Here is a 15,741-nt window from a genome sequence, read left to right as displayed (position 1 = left end):
CGTGCTCCTAGTACCGCGTGGTGAGCCAGAACATCCTGAACCGTGTCTTGTCACTGGCTCCCCGGAACGGCTTCCCGCCCAGGTTCAGCGTCTTCTGGACCAGCGGCGCGCAGATCCCCTTGCACACGTTCCTCGATGTCCCGCCGTAGATGACCTCGTAGTCGGGGTTGCTCTTGACCCAGTTGAAGACGGCCTCCTCGGCGTGCTCGAACGCCTGGTTGCCGTCCTTGGTGAGCCTGCCCGGAACCGTCGATCCCTGGATGAAGTCCTCGCCGTTCTGGAGGACGTTCTGGCCGACCGCGCTGATGTCCTTGCCACCGGCCAGTGAGACCTTGTGGACGATGTCCCCCGTCTTCTTGTGGCGCACTCCGACCACGGCGACCGTCGACCAGCCGTGCCCCTTGCCCCACTGCTGCTTCAGATCGTCGGCCCGCTTCTGAGCCGCGATCGCCTCGTTCTCGTAGCCGCAGTTGTGGACCAGGACCGCGGTGTGGCCCGTCCCCACGTAGTACGTGTGGACGCCCTCGACGGAGAGGTTGTAGACGCGGGCCGTCCGGTGCGCGGTGTCGACCGCGGTGATCTGGACCCAGGTGCCGGCTGCCGTCCGCAGCCACATGCCGGGCTTCAGATCGCCGGCCTCGGCCCACCTGCCGAAGTCCGGCAGCCAGTACAGGTGTGCCGCGGTCGAGGTCAGCTTGAGCTGTGCGGCCTCGCCGTCCCCGCCGTCGGATCCGACCGTCAAGGTGACGAGATCCTTGGCCCCGGCGTGGTCGCGGGTGGCGGTGACCGTCCGGGCCCGGGTGTCACCGGTCTCCGGGTCGGTGGCCACCACCTGGTCGCCGACATCCAGCGACTCGATGTTCTGTGCGCTGCCGTCCGCGAGGACGACCTTCGTACCGGGGAGGAAGCTGTTGGTCTTGCAGCTCTTCGCATCGGGCTGCTCGGGCTTCTTCGCCGTCGGCGCGTCCGCCTTGCGCGCGTCGTTGGCCGCGTCGACGGCTCCCTCGGCGCCGTTCGCCGCCTTGCGGGCGTCGTTGGCCGTGTCGGCGGCGTCGATGCCCTTCTTCGCATACCTGCCGGCCTTGACGGCCGTCGCCCCGTAACCCACCAGCGGGATCGCCGAGGTCATGGACAGCGCGGCGTCGACGTAGTTGCCCTCGGCCGCGTACCAGATGCCGTTGGCGACGTCCGCGACCTCGCCGACCACCGGGACCAGCCCCACCACGTCGAGCGTGGCGTGGCCGATGTCGGACAGGGAGAGGCCGAAGAGATGGCCGTCGATTTCGACGAACGTGATCGGGTTGCCGCCGGCGAAGGCGTAGCGGTTGCCGGTGAACGGGTCGGTGGCCAGCGACATGTCGGCCAGGGCACCGCTGTACGAGTCACGGGTGAGGAATCGGTTCAGGCCCGGGTCGTAGTTGCGGAAGCCCATGTCGTACGTGCCCGACGCGCCGTCCCAGCGCGAGGAGTTGAAGCGGAACGCGTTGTACGCGCCGGCGCTCGTCCCGCCGCCGCTGTCCGGCTTGTCGGCGCCGGTCGTCTGCGCCACGTCGGCACTGCCGTAGGCGGTGTAGCCGTATGTGGCGCGGGTCCTGCCGTCCTCCTTCGTGATGGCTTCGATGTCACCGCGCGGGCTGGTGACGTACTGCGAGTACTCCCTGGCGCCACCGTCCTTGTGCGTGATCTGTGTGGCCCGCCGGCCGCCGGCCAGATACTGGTAGTCCTTGTCGGTCTTGCCGTCGACCGTCTCCCGCAGGAGCGTGCTGTCGAGCCCGAGGTACGTGAACGCCGTGGTCTTCGCCTCCGTGCCGGAGGTCGTCTGGGAGACCGTCCGGTCGAAGGGGTCGAAGAGGTACGCGGTGGTCTGCGCACCCGCGCCGGCGCCGGCACGGACCTTCACCGTGCGGTCGAAGCCGTCGTAGTAGTACTTCTCGGCCGTCCGGCCACCGGTACTGACCGTGTCGAGACGCCCGAGCGGGTCGTAGTTGTAGGTGGACGTCACGCCCTGGGACGTCGCCGAGAGAAGCCGGTTGCGGTCGTAGCGCTGCGTCGTGGTGACGCTGTCCACGGTCTGCTCGGTGATGTTGCTGTTGCGGTCGTAGGTGTACGACTCGGTCGACGGGTTGTCACCCGCCTTGGTGACCTTGGCGATCCGGTCCTGCGGGTCGTAGTCGAAGGTATAGGTGTTGTTGATGTACGCCGAGTTGTCGTCGGCGTTCATCAGCTTGAGCACGTCCTTGGAGCGGTGCCCGTTGGGCGAGTACTCCAGGTCGTGCTGGGAGACCACCGCTCCGCCGGACGTCTTCTCCAGCGACCGCCTGACCGACCCGTCCAGGTAGTAGGTCATGTCGAGCGTGTTGCCGTTGGGCTTGGTCTGCTTGAGCAGCATCCCGCGGGCGGTGTAGGTCATCGTCGAGATCTGCTGATCACCGGCCGTCGGCGAATCCGCGTTGGTGACCTTCCTGACCAGGTCCCGCTCGTCGTACTCGATCTTCGACCAGGTCAGATCGTGGGTGGAGGTGAGCGGGTTGCCGTTCTCGTCGTAGGTCATCGCGGTGGTGTTCTTCACCGTGCCGCCGTCGAGTTCCTCGACCTTGCTGATCCGGTTCAGACCGTCGTACGCGATCCGGTACGTGTCGGCCTTCGCGCCCGGCGAACGGTCCTGGACCTCGACCATGTTGCCGTTGGTGTTGTACTTGTAGGTGAAGTCCTTCTTCTCGTTGTCCGTTTCGGCGGAGTTGGAGCGGACGAGCTTCACCGTGTCGGCGAGGACCGTGCCGTTGGCGGCGTCGGTCAGCGTGACCTTCTGCGGACCGTCCTCGACGAACGAGTAGGACCCCAGCGAGATCCACTCGCCCGGCCGCTGGGTCTGGTCAACGGTCTTCGTGGCGCTGCCACCGTCGTGGTCGACCTTGAACTTCGCGTCGCTCGCGGCGCCGGTCATCCGCGGATGCCGCGCGAAGACCTCGTACGTGCCGTCCTGCGGGATGTTGAGCTGCCAGGTGAACGACGCGGTGCCGGTGCCGGCCGCGTGCGAATAGGTGTCGTAGCCGTACTGCTGCTCGGCCTGCGTACGGGCCCAGTTCCCCTGGATCGCGGTGTTGTTGAAGTCAGAGCTGTCGACCAGGACGACCTGTCTGCCGACGGGCACACCATCGTCGGAGCGTGCCTTCTGGTTGCCCGACCGGTAGTAGTCCCAGGTCATGGTGCGCTGCTGGGAACCGCCCGCCGAGGTCAGCGTGTTCTTCGTCTGCTGACCGAGGTCGTTGTACTGGTAGGACGTGGTGATGTCCCACGGGTCCTTCGCGGTCTCGGTCCAGCCGTTGTCGTAGTGGGTGTACTCGGTGACGTTGCGGACCGGCTGCCCGTCCGACGGCGGTGCGGAGACGGAACTCAGATTGCCGACCGAGTCGTAGAAGTAGAACGTCGAGTCCGGGGTGTTGTAGCGGACGTCCGAGGTGTCGAACGGTGAGCGTTCCTCCTTCACCCGGTTCAGCTCGTCGTAGACGGTCTCCGAGGTGAAGTCGGTGGCATCGCCGGTGGTGGCGACGCCCCGCGGAGTGATCGTCTTCGTCCGGTTGCCGGCCTGGTCGTACTCGTACTTGGTGGTCCGGTGGCTGACGGTGCCGGAACCGTCCTTGTCCAGCGGGATCTTGGACTCGGTGAGCGTGCCCCGCTCGTCGTACACGGCGAGCGACTCATTGCCTTCCGCGTCCGTCTGCCCGACGGTCAGGCCGTCCTTGTCGTAGCGGGCGGAGGTGAACTTGCCGATCGCGTCGGTCGTCTTCACCACACGGCCGTTCAGGTCGTACTCGTACTTCGTGGTGTAGTCGTCGGGATCGGCGGTGGCGTTCTTGCGGGGGTCGACGACCTTGGTGACATTGCCGACGGCGTCATACGCCACCGTGGCCTTGTTCCCCTGGGCGTCCACCATCTCGATCGGCTGATAGACCGCGTCGTACAGCGTGGTGGCCGTGAAGTCGTCGGCCTCGGGTGTCCGGTTGCCCTCCGGCCCCGTGACCGTGAGAACATTGCCGACCTTGTCGAACGTGGTCGTCGTCCTGCGGCCCGGGTCGGTCGGCTCGTCGCCGGGGTCGACGCTTTCGACGACCTGATCGGCCTTGTCGTACGCCGAGGTCGAGACCGTCCCGTTGGGCGCCGTCACCTTGGTGATGTTGTCGTTGGCGTCGTAGACCGGGGCGGGCGTGACGACGAAGTCGTTCTCCGCCTGCTTGACGGGCTCCTTCTTCTCCAGGGGCCGGCCGAAGGTGTCGTAGGTCTGGGTGACCTCGGCGCCCTTGGCGTTGGTGACCTCAAGGACGTTGCCGCGCTCGTCGTACGCGAAAACGGAGGGGTTGTTCAGCGCGTCGGTGATCGTCGCCGGGTAGCCGGTCGCCTGGAAGTCGCTGTTGACGGTGGCGTGGCCGTTGGCGTCGGTCGACTTGGTCAACTGGCCGTACGTGTCGTACTCGGACTTCGACGTGTAGTCCTCGGGCGTCGGTGTCGCCACGCCCTTGGGGTCGGTGACCGAGGTCGGATTGCCCCTGGTGTCGTAGCCGAACTGCCAGGTGCGGCCCTCGGGCGACTTCTTCCGGAACAGGTCCGCGACATGGCCGTTCAGCCCGGTGGAATAGGTGAAGGTCTGCGCGTCGGTGCCGTTCTTGTTGGCCTCGGCGTCCTTCTGTTCCAGCGGATAGCCGGTCTTCGGATCGTACGACCAAGTCGAGACCGCCCCGTTGGCCTCCTCCAGCCGCGTGACATTGTTGTCGGCGTCCCAGCCCAGCTTCGTCGTCTCCGACTTGGCGTTGGTGATCTCGGTGGGGCGGCCGTAGCCGTCCAGGACATGGGTGGCCGCGTTGTTCTCGGCGTCCGTCACCTCGGTCCTGATGACCGAGCCCGCCTGGCCGTCCGGGTCCGTGTAGACATAGCCCGTGGTGCCGCCGAGGCGGTCGGTGATGGTCTGGGTGTTCCAGTGGAACTTCGGGTTGTCGCCCTCGTTCGGGTAGTAGTAGTCGAGCGAGGTCGTGTTGGAGCGCGGGTCGGTGACCTTGACCAGCTTGACGTTCTTGTTGCCCTGAGTGGCGTCGTACTCGAAGAGGAAGACCTTGGGCTGGGCGGAGCCCGCGCCGTCCGTCAGCTTGGTGAGCAGGCCCTTGTCGGAGTATTCGAAGGTGAGCTTCCGACCGGAGATGTCCGTCATCGACCTGACGTGGTCGATGATCTTCGGATTGTTCGAGTCGGACTTCGTGTAGTAGTCGACCGTCAGCGACTGGCGGCCGGCCGGATCGGTGATGTACTGAAGGAACTTGACCGGCTTGTTGTTCGACTTGCGCGAGGCGTACGTGTACGTCTGCGTGTTGCCGTTCTTGTCGACGATCGACGACAGATAGCCGTCGCAGTCGAAGAAGAACTGCGTACGGTCCGGCCGGGTCATCGACCAGGCCTTCGGGTCACCGTCGCTGGAGGGCTTGCAGTCGACGCCCGTGACCTGCTGAAGCAGATAGTGGACGCCCGCCGGGGCCTTCCAGGTTCCGTCGTCCTGCTTGCGGAAGATGTGCTCGGTGCCGTCGCCGTCGGGCAGTGTCACCTCGCGCGGATCCGGGTTCGGATGGAAGTCCAGCGGAGCGCCGAGCCGGAGCGGCCCGGCGGCCTGGGCCGACCAGCCGTGGCCGAGGACGGTGTCGGAGGTGTCCTGGGTGTTGTACGCGAAGCGCACGAACGTCGACAGTCCGCGCCCCGGGTTGCTGAAGGCGTTGTACTGCCAGACGGAGTTGCCCGCGTACAGGTTGGTCATCAGCGAGGACCCGGCGCCGGTGTTCTTTCCGGCGTACGAGTAGAACTTCTCCAGGCCGAGCTGGTTCGAGGTCGGGTCCTCGGTACGTACGTTCTGTGCGAGCGGCGGAATGGCCTCGGTGGCCGAGAGCCAGGTCCCCGCGGCCTTGTCGCGCAGATCCCACTTGAGGACGTAGTCCAGCCGCTTGTTGCCGGAGTCGGAGTTGACGGGCGCCTTCAGGGCCGCCTTCACCGTGACCGTGTCACCGGGTTGGATGTCCTTCGGGAGCGCCGTCTCCATCTGGTTGCCGCCGGTCGTGGCGTCCGTACCGTCGGGCAGTGACCAGGTGTACGACAGGACCCGGTCGGCGGCCTTCCACACCGAGGTGGTGGTGTTGGTCAGGGTGACATCGACGGTGTACTCGTCGCCGGGGATCATCCGGGCCGGGGTGTATGGCGCGTAGTACGTGGATTCCGTCGACTTGTCGATGTACGTGACGACGAGCTGCGGACGCAGTTGCGGCTCCTCGGCCTCCGAGGAGAGGAAGATGGTGCGCTCCTGCGGGCCGCTCGTCGACTCGTCCTTGAGCTTGACCACGAGGCCCTTGTTGGTCGCCGGGTCGCGGACCCAGTCCTGCGCGAGCGAGGTGACGTACCAACTCTGCCGCGCCGGGTCATTGGTGACGGAGCCGATCGTGTCGGCGACCGCGGTGCCGGTGTCGCCGCCCGGGGTGGTCCACCCGGTGGCCGCGTCCGCCATGTTCCAGGACGCGGTCGTCTCGTCGAAGTCCCGGTTCAGAGCACGCACTTCGTAGAGGGCGCCGGAGGTCCCGGTGGTGGTGACGGTGCCCCACAGATCGAGCTGGGACTCCAGTACGCGGGCGCTCGACGGAATCTTCCCCAGCTCGGGGAACTTGAGCAGCGCCCGGGTCTTCCCGTACGTCGTGGAGTTGTTGCCCACCGACAGCCAGGGGTGGCCGATGCCGGACTCGGAGAGCGTGTCATGGCCGGTCGTCGGCTGGGCGGAGGAGAGGGTGGTGTCGGCCGCGCCGCCCTGGAGCACCACGGTCGTACGGCCCGCCTTGGGCAGCCGGACCAGCCGGGTGGGGGCCGGAATGACCTGTCCGTCGCGGGTCTTCACCGCGATCATGTAGTAGAAGACATTGCCGAACGCGTCGACGGAGTCGGCCGGGGTCGGGGTCGCCGTGGTGTCGGTGAAGGCGGTGGCGGTGGACACGACCGGGGAGACCAGCGTCTGCGGTGACGGGGTGAAGGTCTGGAAGACGCTGCGGTGCACCTGGTACTCGACGATGTCGTCGCCCGTGCCGATCGGGTCCAGATCCCGGTACGGGGACCACTTCAGCTCGGCGCCGGTGGAGTGGACGACCTCGGGCGCGTCAAGCGTGGTTCCGGGGCGGCCCCACGTCAGCACCAGCTTGGGGTAGCTGGCGACCTCGCCCTTGTACGCGTACTCCGCGGCCTCGTAGCGGGGGCCGCCCTTCGGCGCGGTCGTGGACTCGTCGGCGGCCTTCACCACGAAGCCGTGGTTGGGGTTCGTACCGTCGATCCAGGACTGGACGGTGTCCTTCACCGAGAAGGAGTGCCAGGTATTGGCGGCGGAGGCCTTCTTGGTGACGGTGGCGTCCTTGGTCAGCCGTACGGCGTCCGCGATGACCGCCTTGCTGGTGTCGGCGGTGTCACCGAGGACGACCTTGCCGGCCGAACCGGCCTTGAAGGGGTGGCTGCCCAGCGTCTGCCACACACCGTTGGTGCCGGCGGTCTGGTTGACGGGGTAGGTCTTCGTACCACCGTCGTAGGTGACGGTGTACGGCGCGTTGGTGGCCCGGTCGGTGGCCGGTACGTAGTGGACGTCGACCCGGTACGTGCCGTCCTCGGGAAGCTTCGGCTGCCAGGTGTAGGTGTCACCGGTGACCGTGTCCTTGTTGGCCAGATAGTCCTTGTTGACCGCGTACTGGGTGAGCCCGGTGTTGGTGGAGGCGGGCCAGGCGCCCTTGGCCGCGGTCAGCGCGGGGTCGCCGTCGTCCACGAGGGACGAGGTGCCGGACAGTTCGCCGGTGAGGTCCTTGGCGTTGTTCCAGGTGGCGGTGGACTCGTTCCAGGCGGCGGTGGCGCGGTGCGCCTCCAGCGGCACGGCGGTGCCGTCCGTGGTGTGCGTCTGGTCGTAGTAGAGCTGGAGGTTCGCGGCGTCCAGCCTGGTGCCCGGGGGGACTCCGGTGAGCGGGAACTTGAGCAGGGCGCGTGACGAACCGGTGGCGGTGTTGCCGACCGAGAGCCGCCACAGGCCGTCGTAGTTGTCGTTCGGCCCGTCCGAGGAGATCATCACGTCCTGGGACTGGGTGACGGTCGGTGAGATCGAGATCGTGGGATCGACCACGACGGGGTACGTACGGTCCTTCGCCGCCAGCCAGCCGGGATCCGGGCGCAGGCTCAGCGCGTACGTCCCGTCCCCGCCGGTGAGCTTCTGCCGTACGGCGTCGGTGCCCGTCGTACCGTACGGAGAGGAGCTGTCCTTCCGGGCATCCGTCATGAACGGCGCGGGGATGACCAGTTCGGGGCGGCGCTCTCCCGCGCTCTCGCTGTAGAGCGCGATGGAACCGTTCTTGAGCTGCTTGGCAGTCAGGCCGTGTGTGGTGAGCGTGAAGTCGTACGAGGGAGCGCCGACGGGCCGCTCGGACAGGACGATGCCCTCTTTGACGGTGCCGTTTCCGACCGTGTACGTCAGATCCGCGCCGGCGCCGAAGGCGTTCTTGTACGTGACGGTCGAACCGTCGACCCGCGGTGTCAGCTTCCCGGCGCCCTTGGCTCCCTTGGATCCCTTGGCGCCCTTGGCTCCCTCGGGGCCGTCGACCGGCTTCACACCGAGAACGACCCAGTGGCCCTTGTCGAGTTCGAAACGGACGAGTTCGCTGGGGCGTTCCCCGAAGTAAGTCCGGGCGGTATTGGTGGTGTTGGCGTACGCGTACGCGTCCCGGTCGGAGCCGCGCACCGTGGTGTCGATCGGCTTCCAGCCCTTGCCGACGGCGTAGTCGGTGGGGAGGGCCGAGATCTCGGACCGCACCCGGCCGTCGGAGAGCTGCCAGTAGCGGGCGTTGGCCGTGCGTCTGTCCTTGAGTTCCTTCACCCGTTTCGGCGGGGAGGTCGCTCTGCCCTTCGGAAGACGCTCATTGCTCACCACCCCGGAGTCGGGCAGCCCAGGAGGTTCGGCGTCGCGCTCGGCGCCGCGCTTGTCATTGTGGACGCCGAAGAGGCTTCTCAGACCGGCGGCTATCGCGCCCACGTCCGCGGGGGCGGCGAATGCCGGTTGAGGGATGCCCGCCGCGAGGACCGCAAGGGCCCCGCAGACCGCCAACCGACGTCGTACAGGTGGTCCGAACATCGTGTTCCCCTTTGTGAGGGCATACGGAACCAGGCCCTGTGCGCGCGTACGCGCGGTGCCTGCTGGAACATGACGGATCACACCGGCAGCCAGGGGCTGCCGTCAGCGGAGAGTTGTACTGGTTCGGAAGGGGGCCATGTCAAGCGTCAGAACATAAGCCCCAAAAGCGACTTAGCGCCACCATGCGGCCGACCGTACGGGCGGACCGTCCGAAGGACCGGCAGAAGGACCGGCAGAAGGACCGCCGGAAGGATCAACGGGCGGACCGCCGTCGGTCCCCTCCCGGCGCGCGGGCCGCTCGGCCGCGTCCAGGCCGGAGGAACGGCCGTGGAGCCGCAGATAGAACGTCTCCAACGACTCCTCGGACCCCACGACGAAACGGTTCACCACACGGCCCAGCGGATTCCACACCCGGCCGTCCGGCAGCCGTACCCCCACGGACTGCCCGAACATGGCCCGCTGGTCGTCGTCGAAGTCCACCCACACCGCACCGGCTCTGCGTACCAGCACCTCGCCCACATAGGCGCCGAGGCCGCGCAGGGTCTCAGTGACCTGCCCCCGCGCCGGACCGCCGCTGCGCAGCCCCTCGATGATGAAGTCCACGACCCGCAGACTGGCGACCGTGTAGTCCAACGGCAGCCGGTTACGCGCCGTCAGAGCGCGCACCACGGACGAGACATAGCCACGCATCTGCGCGGCGGAAGGCATCGGCTCCGGCATCTGCTCCCCCATGGCTCTCGCCATCCCTTCACCTCGGCTCGTCGGTCGTCCGCCGCCGTCGGTCCCGTCGTACGGACTCCCGTCTGTGAGAAAGCGGCTCGCTCCCCCTCAGTGGAGAGCGCGGCTCACGTCCGTAGCATCACCGGAGCACGGCGCGGTACGGTGCCGGGGCGGGACCAGGTCCTGTCCGGCCGGACAGGACCTGGACGGCATACCGACCGGTCGGCATGATTGGTGTCACACAGCACTGCTTCTGCCCCGGAGGTACGCGGATGAGCCCAGTCCCCCCGCCCGGACTCGACCCCGAGCGGCTGCGCGCCCATCTCGGCCGTGCGCTCCCCGGGCTGGTGAGCGGGCCGTTGGAGGCGCGGCTGATCGAGGGCGGCCGGTCGAATCTGACGTACACCGTCTCGGACGGCAGCCGGCGCTGGGTGGTGCGCAGACCGCCACTGGGCCATGTCCTGGCCACCGCCCATGACATGAGACGTGAGTACCGGGTGATCGAGGCGCTCCATCCGACGTCCGTGCCGGTGCCGGAGCCGCTGCTGCTCTGCGAGGACGAGTCGGTCCTGGGCGCGCCCTTCTATCTGATGGAGCAGGTGCCCGGCACCGCGTACCGTACGGCCGAACAGCTCGCCCCGCTCGGGCCCGCGCGTACCCGCGCCGCCCTTCTCGCGCTGGTCGACACCCTGGTCGAGCTGCACGCCGTCGACCCGGAGGCGGTCGGTCTCGGTGACTTCGGGCGGCCCGAGGGCTTCCTCGACCGGCAGCTCCGCCGCTGGGCCAAGCAGCTCGACGCCTCCCGCGGCCGCGAGCTGGCCGGGATCGGCGAACTGCACGCCGCCCTCGGCCGCGCGCTGCCCGTCTCGCCCCCGCCCACGGTGGTCCATGGCGACTACCGGCTCGACAATGTCCTGCTGGGCGAGGACGACCGGATCAACGCGGTGCTGGACTGGGAGATGTCCACGCTCGGCGATCCGCTCACGGATCTGGGGCTGCTGGTGATGTACAGCGAGCCGCTGGAGGTGGCGGACTCCCCGGTCAGTACGACCGCGGGCGCGCCGGGGCATCCCACGCCCGGCGAGCTGGTCGAGCGGTACGCGGCGCGCTCGGGCCGGGACACCTCCGCCATCGCCTGGTACACGGCCTTCGCCTGGTTCAAGCTCGCCGTGATCCTGGAGGGCATCCACTACCGCTACACCCTCGGCCAAACCGTGGGGCCCGGCTTCGACCGGATCGGCGCTCTCGTACCCGTCTTCATCCAGCACGGTCTCACCACCCTCCAGGAAGGCTGAGTCACCCCGATGGACTTCGCGTTCGACGCCCGTACCGAAGAACTCCGCGCCCGGCTGCTCGCCTTCATGGACAGCCATGTCCTGCCGGCCGAGGAGGTGGCCCGCGAGCAGCGGGCGAAGCTGGCCGACCCCTGGGACACCCCGGCGGTCGTGGAGGACCTCAAGGCCGAGGCGCGCAGGCAGGGCCTGTGGAACCTGTTCCTGCCCGACGCGGAGTACGGCGCCGGGCTGACCAATCTCCAGTACGCGCCGCTCGCCGAGATCACCGGGCGCTCCCCACAGCTCGCGCCCACCGCGCTCAACTGCTCGGCGCCCGACACCGGCAATATGGAGGTCCTCGCCCAGTTCGGCACGGAGGAGCAGCGCAAGCGCTGGCTGGAGCCGCTGCTCGCGGGCGAGATCCGGTCGGCGTTCGCGATGACCGAGCCGGAGGTGGCCTCCTCCGACGCGACGAACATCAGGACCCGCATCGAGCGCGACGGCGACGACTACGTCATCAACGGTCGCAAGTGGTACATCTCCGGGGCGATGGACCCCCGGTGCGCGGTCTTCATCGTGATGGGCCAGACGGACCCGGACGGCGAGGACATCCGCCGCCGGCAGTCGATGATCCTGGTGCCGCGTGACACCCCCGGGCTCGAAGTCCGGCGCGCGATGCGGGTGTACGGGTACGAGGACCACTACCACGGCGGCCATGCCGAGGTGGCCTTCGAGAATGTACGGGTGCCCGCCGCGCATCTCGTCGGCGAGGAGGGCGGCGGTTTCGCGATCGCGCAGGCGCGGCTCGGGCCCGGCCGTATCCACCACTGCATGCGGCTGATCGGGATGGCCGAGCGGGCGATCGAGCTGATGTGCCGGCGGGCGGTGTCCCGTACGGCCTTCGGCGGGCCGCTCGCCCGGCAGGGGGTGGTGCAGAACTGGATCGCGGACGCCCGGGTGACGGTCGAGCAGCTCCGGCTGCTGGTCCTGAAGACGGCCTGGCTGATGGACACGGTCGGCAACCGGGGCGCGCACACGGAGATCCAGGCCATCAAGATCGCGACTCCGCGCGCGGTGGCGGACATCATCGACTCGGCGGTGCAGTTGCACGGCGCGGGCGGGGTGAGTCAGGACTTCCCGCTGGCCGAACTGTGGGCGGCGGCACGGACCTTGCGGCTGGCGGACGGCCCTGACGAGGTGCACCAGCGGTCGCTGGCACGGCGGGAGCTGAAGAAGTACCTCTGACGGTACGAGGAGTCCCTCCGACGGTACGGGGCGTCGCTCCGACGGTACGAGTACGAGGCGCCGTCGGCCCCGGGAGGGACCCTCGCGTACCGCACAGGGCCCGCTCCGCGTCACCATCTCGCCACTTATGTCAGCCTTTACGGTGGCAACTCACGCATCGGTCTCAACTCGGGCCATTTACCGGGCTAGCGTCAGCGGTACGCCAGGGACCGGGACCGTCCGTAGGGCCTGTACGGCGCACAGGCCCTACGGACGCAGCGCCCGCAGCAGCAGGTCCGCGAGATGATCGGCGACCTGCTGCGGAGAGAGCGGGCCGTCCGGGCGGTACCAGGTGGAGAGATGGTGGACGGAGCCGAAGTGGTAGTCCACCACGAGGTCGGCCGGGGTGGCGGAGGAGAAGACCCCGCCGCGCTGGCCCTCCTCGATCAGCGCGCGGAACCGCTCGTGGTAGCGCCGCCGCTCGGCCCGTACCTGCTTGTTCTTCTCCGGGCTGAGGTGGTGCATCGAGCGGAAGAAGATCGAGGCGTCGTCGAGATTCTCGATCGTCGTCACGACGACATCGGCGGCGGCGGCCCGCAGCCGGCGCTCGACCGGTTCGTCCGCGTCGGCGAAGGCGTCGAGGCGCTCCTGCTGGAGGCGCAGGACCCGGGCGTACACCTCCTGGAGGAGGTCTTCCTTGGAGCCGAAGTAGTGGTAGAGGGCGCCCTTGGTGACCCCCGCCGCCTCGACGATCTCCTGGACCGAGGTGCGGTCGTAGCCGTGCTCCGCGAAGAGCCGGGTGGCGGCGGCCAGCAGCCTCTGGGGGACGGGCACTCCGTCTCCGTCCGTCGTCCTGGCCATGGGGCCGCCACCCGCCTTCCGCTCCGTGCCGCTCGCGCGCGTACTGCTCGTGTCACTCGTGTCGCTCGTACTGTTCGCGCTGTACGTCATCTGTCGTCTGTTGTTCGTCGTTCGTTCGAGGGAACTTCGAAGAGCACAGTCCCTTTCGGAGGATCTTCCCACTAGTTACGGCGGATGGCTCCGGCGGGAAGGCACGGGCTCGCGGGTCTTAGCCAGCGGTCCCCTCCCAGGTCTGCTGGACACGGTTCATCGTGGCCAGCCAGCGGTCCGGATCGGCGGCGCGCGCCTGGTGGTAGCCGGCCACCTCGGGGTGCGGCAGGACGAGGAAGCGGTCCTCGGCCATGGCGGCGAAGAGGGCGTCGGCGACCGCCTCGGGCTCGATGGCGGTGGCGGCCAGCACCAGATCGCCCGCGCTGCCCGAGGCGGTGAGCATGTCCGTACGCACCCCCTGCGGGCAGATGGCGTGCACGGCGAGGCCGCGGTGGCGGTAGGTCAGCGAGAGCCACTCCGCGTACGCCAGCGCGCCGTGCTTGGTGACGCTGTACGGGGCGGCGCCGATCATGGTGAGCAGCCCGGCGGCGGAGACGGTGGAGACGAACCGGCCGCTGCCGCGCTCCAGCCAGTCCGGCAGCAACTCCCTGACGGCCCGTACGTGCGCCATGACGTTGACGTCCCAGGCGGCCGACCAGAGATCGTCCTCGCAGAGGGCGTCACCGGCCGCGCCGACACCGGCGTTGGCGCAGTAGATGTCGACGGTGCCGCCGAGCGCCTCGCGGGCCTCGGCGACGATCAGCGAGGCATCGCCGGGGACGGCAAGCGCGCCGATCTCGGCGGCGACGGTACGGGCCTTCTCCGCGTCCAGGTCGTTGACGACCACGCGGGCACCCTCGGCGGCGAACCGGCGGGCGAGCGCGGCACCGATGCCTCCGCCGGCCCCGGTGACCACCACCCCCGCGCCACTCACCGTGCTGATCGGGACCGTACTCATCAGGACCTGCCTCTCCGGACCGCTGACACTTCGAACACTGCTCAGCAGACTAACCAGTCGGTATGTGGTCACGGAAGAGACGGCGCTCGGCGCGAGGAGGCAGGCTGGGGAGCACCGCGGGAGCGCGGGCACCGCTCCGTACGCCGTTCCGCTCCGTTCCGTACGGCGGTCAGGCGCACTAGCGTACGTGGGCATGACAGACGACCCGACCACGGAGGTAGCGGAATGAGCCTGTCCAGACGGGGTGTGCTGGCCGCCGGCGGCGCGGTGGGGGCGGCGGGGGCGCTCGCCGCGGGCACTTCCCCCGCCGCCGCGCGCTCGGGCGGCCGGACCGGGGTGCGTACGGGCTTCGACCGGCTGGCGGCCGGGGGTTACCGCCCGCTGGCGGGCCGTCGGGTCGGCATCGTCACCAACCCCACCGGGATCACCCGGGACGTCCGCCATGTGGTGGATGTGATGCACACCGACGACCGGGTGGATCTGATGGCGGTCTTCGGCCCGGAGCACGGCTTCCGTGGGACGGCCCAGGCGGGCGGCTCGGAGGGGCGCTACGACGACCCGGCGACCGGGCTGCCGGTCTACGACACATACCTCAAGAGCGGGCAGCCGCTCGCGGACATCTTCACCGCCTCCGGTGTCGACACGATCGTCTTCGACATCCAGGACGCGGGTGCCCGCTTCTACACCTATATCTGGACGCTCTACGACTGCATGGAGGCGGCGGCGCTCGCGGGCAAGCGCTTCGTCGTACTGGACCGCCCCAACCCGGTCACCGGGCGCGCCGCTCTCGGGCCGGTGCTCCAGCCGGAGTTCGCGACCTTCGTGGGCCGCCGGCCGATCTCGCAGGCGCACGGGATGACGGTCGCCGAGCTGGCACTGCTCTTCAACGGCGAGTTCCTGGAGCGGCCGGTGGACCTGACGGCCGTGACAATGTCGGGATGGCGCCGTTCGGACTTCTTCGACGCGACCGGACTGCCCTGGGTACCCCCGAGCCCCAATATGCCGACACCGGACACGGCCCTGGTCTACGCGGGCACCTGTCTGTTCGAGGGCACGAACCTGTCCGAGGGGCGCGGCACGACCCGCCCCTTCGAACTCCTCGGCGCGGACGGCATCGACCGCCGCTGGGCCGAGGCGGCCAACGCGCAGGAGCTGCCCGGGGTGCGCTTCCGCGAGGCGTACTTCGCTCCGACCTTCTCCAAGTTCCAGGGCAAGACGATCGGCGGGGTCCAGCTCCATGTCCACGACCGCGACTCCTTCGACCCGGTACGCACCGGAATCGCGCTCCTGGTGACGGCGAACCGCACCTGGCCCGGCTTCGCCTGGCGCCCCGACAACTGGATCGACAAACTCACCGGCTCCACCCAGGTCCGCACCCTGATCGACGCGGGCGCCGACACGGACGAGGTGGTGGCCACCTGGCAGAACGACCTGAAAACATTCAGCCGAACACGCCGCGCCTACCTGCTCTACGCCTGAGCACCGCCACGCCGTACGGGCTGCCT

General features: G+C 68.6%; 7 protein-coding genes. 3 read left to right on the top strand and 4 right to left on the bottom strand.

Features of this window, described 5'->3' with window-relative positions; genetic code table 11:
* Positions 1–7: 7 nt before the first annotated feature.
* Positions 8–9,169, bottom strand: coding sequence for a DNRLRE domain-containing protein (locus ACFU9P_RS20495; protein ID WP_384082807.1), 9,162 nt, complete (start codon positions 9,167–9,169; stop codon positions 8–10).
* Between the two features lie 171 nt (positions 9,170–9,340).
* Positions 9,341–9,913: a hypothetical protein gene (locus ACFU9P_RS20490; protein WP_384082804.1), complete on the bottom strand. Its 573-nt coding sequence runs from the start codon at positions 9,911–9,913 to the stop codon at positions 9,341–9,343.
* Positions 9,914–10,161: 248 nt separating this feature from the next.
* On the opposite strand from ACFU9P_RS20490, the gene ACFU9P_RS20485 reads away from it, so the two are divergent.
* Entirely contained in the window at positions 10,162–11,184 is a 1,023-nt protein-coding gene (locus ACFU9P_RS20485) for a phosphotransferase family protein (protein WP_384082801.1), read from the top strand.
* Positions 11,185–11,193: 9 nt separating this feature from the next.
* Entirely contained in the window at positions 11,194–12,408 is a 1,215-nt protein-coding gene (locus ACFU9P_RS20480) for an acyl-CoA dehydrogenase family protein (RefSeq protein WP_384082798.1), read from the top strand.
* Between the two features lie 246 nt (positions 12,409–12,654).
* Here the strand turns inward: ACFU9P_RS20480 and ACFU9P_RS20475 are convergent, their stop codons facing one another.
* Both ACFU9P_RS20475 and ACFU9P_RS20470 read right to left on the bottom strand, forming a co-directional pair.
* The gene (locus tag ACFU9P_RS20475) at positions 12,655–13,248 is read right to left on the bottom strand and encodes a TetR/AcrR family transcriptional regulator (protein ID WP_384083475.1); all 594 of its coding nucleotides are present in this window, start codon (positions 13,246–13,248) and stop codon (positions 12,655–12,657) included.
* A 208-nt stretch (positions 13,249–13,456) separates the two neighbouring features.
* Positions 13,457–14,236, bottom strand: coding sequence for an SDR family oxidoreductase (locus ACFU9P_RS20470; RefSeq protein WP_384082795.1), 780 nt, complete (start codon positions 14,234–14,236; stop codon positions 13,457–13,459).
* Positions 14,237–14,461: 225 nt separating this feature from the next.
* On the opposite strand from ACFU9P_RS20470, the gene ACFU9P_RS20465 reads away from it, so the two are divergent.
* Positions 14,462–15,715: an exo-beta-N-acetylmuramidase NamZ domain-containing protein gene (locus ACFU9P_RS20465; protein ID WP_384082792.1), complete on the top strand. Its 1,254-nt coding sequence runs from the start codon at positions 14,462–14,464 to the stop codon at positions 15,713–15,715.
* Positions 15,716–15,741: the final 26 nt, after the last annotated feature.

Source organism: Streptomyces sp. NPDC057617, from assembly GCF_042800555.1.
In the GTDB taxonomy this organism is placed as follows: domain Bacteria; phylum Actinomycetota; class Actinomycetes; order Streptomycetales; family Streptomycetaceae; genus Streptomyces.
This window is presented reverse-complemented; position numbering and strand designations above follow the sequence as displayed.